A 6,000-nucleotide genomic window follows, 5' to 3' on the forward strand; every position below is an offset into this window, starting at 1 on the left:
GCCTCACCCTACATCCTTTCCGACACTAGCCCAATTCGAATCCATTCGACCGTGCGCTGCGAATCGCCTCCTAGACCAATTCCTCTGGCTGTTTCTGGTAGATTGGCTGCTCCGAGGCGTGGCCGAGCTATCGCCGAATCTTGGTGATGGAAGGGATCAGGCGGCAGCGGCTTGTGCTTGCGATCTGACGACCTCAATTCCGTCGGCGAACTTTACACCGAGGATGACTTTCGGCAACTGGTTATGACTATCGAGCCGACGCCAACTTTTCTCGGCGGCCTCGGCGAGCTTGAAGATCATGGCGAGCGCGGTCTTATTCGACAGACCGCCCTTGGAGCGTACCGCGCGGCGGCGCTCCGTCGCGAACGAGCTATCGATCACACTCGTCGTGCGCAGATGCTTCCAGTGCTCAGCAGGGAAGTCGTAGAAAGCCGGCAACGCTTCGCGATCCTTGACCAGGCGCGCGACCGCCTTGTCGTATTTGACGCCCCAGTTTCGACGAAGGCGTCAAACGCCGCCAGCGCGACTGGAAAGTTGAACTCGGTGAACGTGTTGTCTTCGCCTGCTTCGCGCTGAAGCGGGTCTATCGAAATATTCCGGGGCCTGGGCAGGATGGTGAAGATCATGAATCTTCGGGGCGACCGGCATCTATTTGCAAGCAGGTGCGCTACATTCGAGCGGTGCGTATTATTTTTTTCTGGTGCATGTCATTGGGTATTTCGGGCCGCCTGCGTCCCACAGCTCATCCAGCAATGGCAGGTGCGGTTCAAGTGAACTCTGCCGGTTCTCTCACCGCGGGCGATCTGCCGAACGAGTTTGCGGCTGTGGCTGGTGCGGCGCACAATCCCCTTGATAGGGGTCCCTTCGCTGACAAGCCGCATGATTGCCGCATTGATCTCTTCACGCCGCAGATAGCCCTGATACTGCAGTCGTTCTGCGCAAGTGAGCAGGTCCGGATTGATCGTGGTGGCACCGATTGCGGTACGGATCGCCCGCAACGATTTGCGGACAGAAACCAGAAAAGTCGAACTCGCGTTTTCCATCAGGTGCCAGCGATCGGCGATCTGAATGGCCTTGGGCAACGCCTCCGCGACCGCCTCGCGATAGCCGCCACCGCGGCCGCGCGCTTGACCCCGGCATACTTGAAAAGCCTGGCCTGCACCGTTGCATTCTCGCGAACGGGCAACAGTGCTACGATCCGCCGCCGCTCCAGATCGCACACGATCGTTCCATAGCGATGGTTCTTCCGGAAGGCCCAGTCATCGATGTCGATGGCAGTCAGAGGCTCAGTCCGCGGGCAGGTCCGTCGCCGGACGACCTTCAGTAAGGTATAATTGCTCACCGGCAGGATCAGCCGCTTGCCGAAAGCTGCTGCCGGCCTGCCACCGAGCGCCAAACCGAGGTACTGGACGATGCATTCCAGCCGCGCCGTTCGGCGCGACCGCACTGGAAGAACCTCGTCGCCAAACCGCTCGGCAAAGATCTGTCGACGGCGATTGCGGACCTCACAGACGAACCGTCGCGTGATCACGCGCGGACGTACATGCCGCGCTGGGCAGGTCTGCCATCTGCCTGCTGTAGCGACTGTGAATGCGGCGCGACGCCACTCCGCACAACGGACACTCGGCCATGCCGGCTCGCAATCGGACAGCAAAGATAATCGAGTCAGATGAATCATATACGCTCTCAACCGCCAACCCGCGCGCCACAAGGGATGATGTTTGGAAATCGGTTCGCATGATGCTGATTCCCTCCATCGGAGAACCGCGACTCGCCAGTCAAATTCATCAAAAGTGAGTCTGAGCCAATATTGCAGGCCAAATGACAGGCTCACGTCGGCGTGAGCTTGTAACCGGCGAACGATTTGCTCCGAAATCACCATTAGGAGCGCGCATGAGGCGCCTCAAAAAATGATGGAGCCGGACAATGTCAACGGAACGCCGTCTCACGATTTCACTCTTGTTGCCGATTGTTGCCATCTCGGCAGCGGCTCAAGCCGGAACGACGATCTCAGGCAATCGGTATTGGCCAAGCGAGGTCAGACCGAGCACATACAGGGCGGGTCACTCTCAAAGCGACCTGAGCTATGCACTAGCGTCCGGCAGAGCAACGCCGCGTCCTCAAGCCGCGACGAAAGTGGGTTCCCATGCAGCAGCGCCGACGCCAATTGGCGGCGGCAGATGCGTCTGGCGATATCAAGGTGGCCCGAAATCACCGATGACATGCGCCAGAGAGAGATGATGCGCGCGCCATCCAAGATGCGGGCGAATCATCGACGAGCGTCCAGAGCCCCCTCGAAATCGCGCCTCCGGGAGGTCGGCGTGGTGCCCTCCTTTGCCTCGTCGAGGTACTGCTGCGGCGCCGCCTCGAATTTAGTGCGGCAACCGGCGGAGCAGAAATGGTAAGTCACGTCTCGGTAGTCCAAGCTTGCTCGTTTCCGGATCGACGCTCATCCCGCAGACCGCGTCGACGACAGCGGCTGCAGCGTGGTGATGATAGTCGTGGCCACCGCTCGCGCCGCCGCAGCATCCGCGTTTTGCGACCGGCGCTTCAGGCCTGGCAGGCGTCTTCGCGGAGCATCCGCAGCCGCCTTCGGATTTGGCTTTTTGATTCTCGGCCATCTCGGCCTCCATGCCTATCTTGAGGCATGCGAAAAGACGTCAAGGCGTCCTGCCAAAAATGGCTCAGTCGGATCGAAGGCCGGGTGCGTGGCCTGTCCAAGATGGTGGACGAGGACCGCTACTGCATCGATATCGTGACCCAAATTTCGACCGTCCGCGCCGCGCTGGGTGGAAGAAAAACTCCTGAAGGATCATATCGCCCATTGCGTAGAACACGCGATCGCGAGCGGCGACAAAACGGACCAGCGCAAAAAGATCGCAGAAATCATGACCGTCGTCGGAAGGGTCGGCAGATGATTGAGGAACTTTCGGGCTCGTCAAAGGTTCCGCCTTGGCGCGGGCGCGGTTTGTCTCTAGGCTCTCGAGCCACCGCCCACCGAGCGGTAGGGAATCCGGACGAGCGATGCTGAACTGGCTGACCGGGAGTAGGAGATCGATGGCGGGGCGATTGCTCGCGCTGGTCTATCTGTTTTGCGTTCTGGCGCCGGCGATGTCATTTGCCTTCTCCGACGGTACCCGTGCCGGCCCGTGTCTGACCGAGGATGAACACGGCATGGGCATCGTGCATGTGCACGAACATATCAGCGCGGTCGCGCAGCACGTCCAAGAGGACGGCCGTTCGCATGACCATGCGTCATCTGTCGTCGCTTCGGCGCCCGACGATGGGCAAACTGCTGCGGGATCGGATCCGGTTTCGTCTCCCGTGAATCATGACAAGTCCTTCGGCGGACAGTGTTGCGGCATGATCTGCGTCAGCGCCTTGCCGGCCAAGCTGGCCGATATTCGGCCGCCCGCGCCGCGCACGATTTGTCTGTCGGCCAACTACCGTGCCGTCGCGGACAACACACCCCCTCGACTCTACCGTCCCCCCATCGCCTGAACTGACCGCCAAGACGCGGTGCCGGCCCTTTAGGACGCGCGCACCTGTGGTCCATCCTCAGTCCGGGGGAAACCTAGATGCGTGCGCAGCACGAGGTGAAGTCCGACGCCGTTCGGTGGCTGGAAAGGTATTCAAGTTCAGATCGGGTCTGCTCGCGGCAGCATCCGTCGCGGCGTTCGGGCCGGGCGGTGCCTGCCTGTTCTCGGTCACGAAGATCCGGTAAGAAATGGCCCGCGACGACTACCGGGACCCGGGTCCGTACAAGAATCCGCCAGGAACGGTCGCATACGAAGTCGATGCGCCGGCCGCGGCGGCTCCACGCCGGAATGGCGGCAAGGACGAGGGCGGGACAACGCAAATGAAGGGCGCATGAAAAGGCATGAAGGGCATGAACATGAAGGACATGTGACCCGGACGCTTTCGAAACCAACATCAAAGAGGAGAAGACGATGAAAAACTTTAACCACGCCGTCGCATCGGCGATCACGGGCCTTCTACTGGCTGGTGGAAATGCCGTTTGGGCAGGCGAAGGCCCGGCCGGTCATAGTCACAGCCATGACGAGACGTTCTCCGCGGGCGAGCCCGGCGACGCCAAGAAGCCCGCCCGGATCGTCCAGGTCACGATGGGCGAGATGGACGGGAAGATGATGTTCATGCCTCCCAAGATCGAAGTGAAGAAGGGCGAGCAGATCAAGTTCGTGCTGCGCAACAACGGTGAACTGGACCACGAATTCGTGCTCGCGACGACCGCGGAGAATCTCAAGCACGCCGAAGCCATGAAGAAGAATCCCGACATGGAGCACGACGATCCGAACGCCAAAAGACTGGCTCCGAAGAAGGTCGATGAGATCGTGTGGAAGTTCACGAAGGCCGGCGAGTTCGAATTCGCCTGCCTGATCCCCGGCCATCGAGAGTCCGGAATGGTCGGCACCGTCGTCGTGAAGTGACCAGGCGAATCCGCAGGAAAACGAACCTACGAAAGGAAATCCAATGAAAAAACTGAAGATTGCAGCGGGGAGGTCAAGAAGATTGACGAGGCGGCGGGCAAGATCACCCTCAAGCACGGCCCCATCAAGAACCTCGACATAGACGAGGACGGTTTGACGATGGTGTTTCGCGTCCAGGATCCGTCGATGCTCAAGCAGGTCAAGGTCGGCGACAAGGTCCAGTTCGAAGCCGAACGGGCCGCGGCCGGCATCACCATCACGAAGCTCCAGAAGGGCAGATAGACGTCAGGGTGCCGCCGTCGACGACCGCGGCGCCCTGATAGCTTTGACGCCGCAGGGAGGACCGATTGGAAGCTTCGTTGCACCGGCCTGAGACGACGGTCGGCAGAGACGCATTGACGTTCGATCGCGCGAACGGCCGTCTGGACGGCGCAACCGTCCTCGATTGTGCGGCGCTGCTCGCGCTGCAGGCCGGATCGGCCGCGACGGCGCCTTTTGGGCACCGCGGCTATAGGCTCGGCTGCCGCATCGTGGCGTCGCTTGCGCAGTGCGCCTGAACGACGACGCGGCGTTCGCCATCCCGTTCTGCGACGGCTACTGGAGCCGGTTGCTCAACCGCCGTTATCACTACGAAGCGGAGATCGAGGTTTTTCTCCGGAGTGCAGCACGGGACCGATTCTTCTTCGTCGATTGCGGCGCCAACTTTGGGTACTGGTCCGTGCTGGCATCCAGCCGTCCCTTTGGCTCGCAAAGCGCGCTGGCAATCGAAGCATCCTCGGCGAACGCGCAGCGGCTCACCCGCAACTCCGACTTGAACGGAAACCGTTTCCGCTGCCTGAACGCCGCGGTCTGCGGCGAGAACGGCGGTTTCGCGCGTGTCGTCGGCGGCAGGCATGAAAAGCTCGGTACGATCGCGCTGGCGCAAAGCGAGCCGGATTGCGTCGACACCGTCTCCCTCGACGGGCTCGCCGAATCAGGTCTGATCGACTCCACGATCCCTGTCGTCGTCAAGCTCGATGTCGAAGGCGTCGAGATCGAAGCGCTGAAGGGTGGGCGCGGCTTGCTGGTTGGAAACTGCCTCGTCGTCTGCGAGGAGCACGGCGCCGACCGGACCCATGCAGTTTCGAGACACATCGCGAACGAGACGGCGATGAAGCTAGGAGAGCTGTCCGGGCCGTGGGCTTCATCATGACTTTTCGCAATCGATGCGGTCTGCCGATCGCTCAATGGATCCCCTAACCATTCTATTGCGTCTTGCCACCATCGACGGCGGTCTCTGCGGAGGGGAGCCGGCGCCACCACCAAGCCGCCTCAAGTCCCGATTCAAGCAACGCCATCGCCGCATCGCGTGAGCGCAGGGCCGGTCGCTCGATCCATAGCCAAGAAGGAAGAGCGATGGTTGCCGCCAAGGCCAGGGAAAGTATGACGAGCGAGATGACATCGAGGCCGGGGTATAGCAAAATAAGCGTCTGCGTGATCGGCCAGCCGAAGATGTAAATTCCATAGGATAGATCGATCTTGTTGGTGAAATGACGCAACCGCCCCGTCGGGA

General features: G+C 60.9%; 5 protein-coding genes and 6 pseudogenes. 7 read left to right on the forward strand and 4 right to left on the reverse strand.

Annotation, left to right across the window (positions count from 1 at the left end):
* Positions 1 to 156 precede the first annotated feature (156 nt).
* From HZB49_RS18315 to HZB49_RS30070, 3 genes and pseudogenes are all read right to left on the reverse strand, one after another.
* Positions 157 to 521: pseudogene (locus tag HZB49_RS18315) on the reverse strand (transposase); the annotation flags it as partial.
* A gap of 186 nt (positions 522 to 707) precedes the next feature.
* Positions 708 to 1,082, reverse strand: coding sequence for a hypothetical protein (locus HZB49_RS18320; protein ID WP_291613865.1), 375 nt, complete (start codon positions 1,080 to 1,082; stop codon positions 708 to 710).
* Between the two features lie 1,250 nt (positions 1,083 to 2,332).
* A pseudogene (locus tag HZB49_RS30070) lies at positions 2,333 to 2,474 on the reverse strand (YHS domain-containing protein); the annotation flags it as partial.
* A 173-nt stretch (positions 2,475 to 2,647) separates the two neighbouring features.
* On the opposite strand from HZB49_RS30070, the pseudogene HZB49_RS18330 reads away from it, so the two are divergent.
* From HZB49_RS18330 to HZB49_RS18360, 7 genes and pseudogenes are all read left to right on the forward strand, one after another.
* Positions 2,648 to 2,918 (forward strand): annotated as a pseudogene (locus HZB49_RS18330) (metal-sensitive transcriptional regulator).
* A 106-nt stretch (positions 2,919 to 3,024) separates the two neighbouring features.
* Positions 3,025 to 3,501: a hypothetical protein gene (locus HZB49_RS18335; protein ID WP_291613889.1), complete on the forward strand. Its 477-nt coding sequence runs from the start codon at positions 3,025 to 3,027 to the stop codon at positions 3,499 to 3,501.
* A gap of 175 nt (positions 3,502 to 3,676) precedes the next feature.
* A pseudogene (locus tag HZB49_RS18340) lies at positions 3,677 to 3,874 on the forward strand (copper oxidase); the annotation flags it as partial.
* Between the two features lie 76 nt (positions 3,875 to 3,950).
* A complete protein-coding gene (locus tag HZB49_RS18345; RefSeq protein WP_291613892.1) occupies positions 3,951 to 4,448 on the forward strand; it encodes a cupredoxin family protein in 498 nt (165 codons plus the stop codon).
* Positions 4,449 to 4,514: 66 nt separating this feature from the next.
* Positions 4,515 to 4,730: pseudogene (locus tag HZB49_RS18350) on the forward strand (copper-binding protein); the annotation flags it as partial.
* Positions 4,731 to 4,843: 113 nt separating this feature from the next.
* Positions 4,844 to 5,005 (forward strand): hypothetical protein, encoded by a 162-nt coding sequence (locus tag HZB49_RS18355; RefSeq protein ID WP_291613894.1) that lies wholly within the window; start codon positions 4,844 to 4,846, stop codon positions 5,003 to 5,005.
* Positions 4,996 to 5,640 (forward strand): FkbM family methyltransferase, encoded by a 645-nt coding sequence (locus HZB49_RS18360; protein ID WP_291613896.1) that lies wholly within the window; start codon positions 4,996 to 4,998, stop codon positions 5,638 to 5,640. Before HZB49_RS18355 ends, HZB49_RS18360 begins: the two co-directional genes overlap by 10 nt.
* Positions 5,641 to 5,692: 52 nt before the next feature.
* On the opposite strand, the pseudogene HZB49_RS18365 reads toward HZB49_RS18360, so the two are convergent.
* Positions 5,693 to 6,000, reverse strand: a pseudogene (locus HZB49_RS18365) (hypothetical protein); the annotation flags it as partial.

Origin of the sequence: Bradyrhizobium sp. (genome assembly GCF_016219575.1) — a bacterium.
GTDB lineage: Bacteria > Pseudomonadota > Alphaproteobacteria > Rhizobiales > Xanthobacteraceae > Bradyrhizobium.

Bases quoted from the DNA above. Each gene is read 5' to 3' on its own strand.
- HZB49_RS18345 (WP_291613892.1), top strand. From the start codon at position 3,951: ATGAAAAACTTTAACCACGCCGTCGCATCGGCGATCACGGGCCTTCTA.
- HZB49_RS18335 (WP_291613889.1), top strand. From the start codon at position 3,025: ATGCTGAACTGGCTGACCGGGAGTAGGAGATCGATGGCGGGGCGATTG.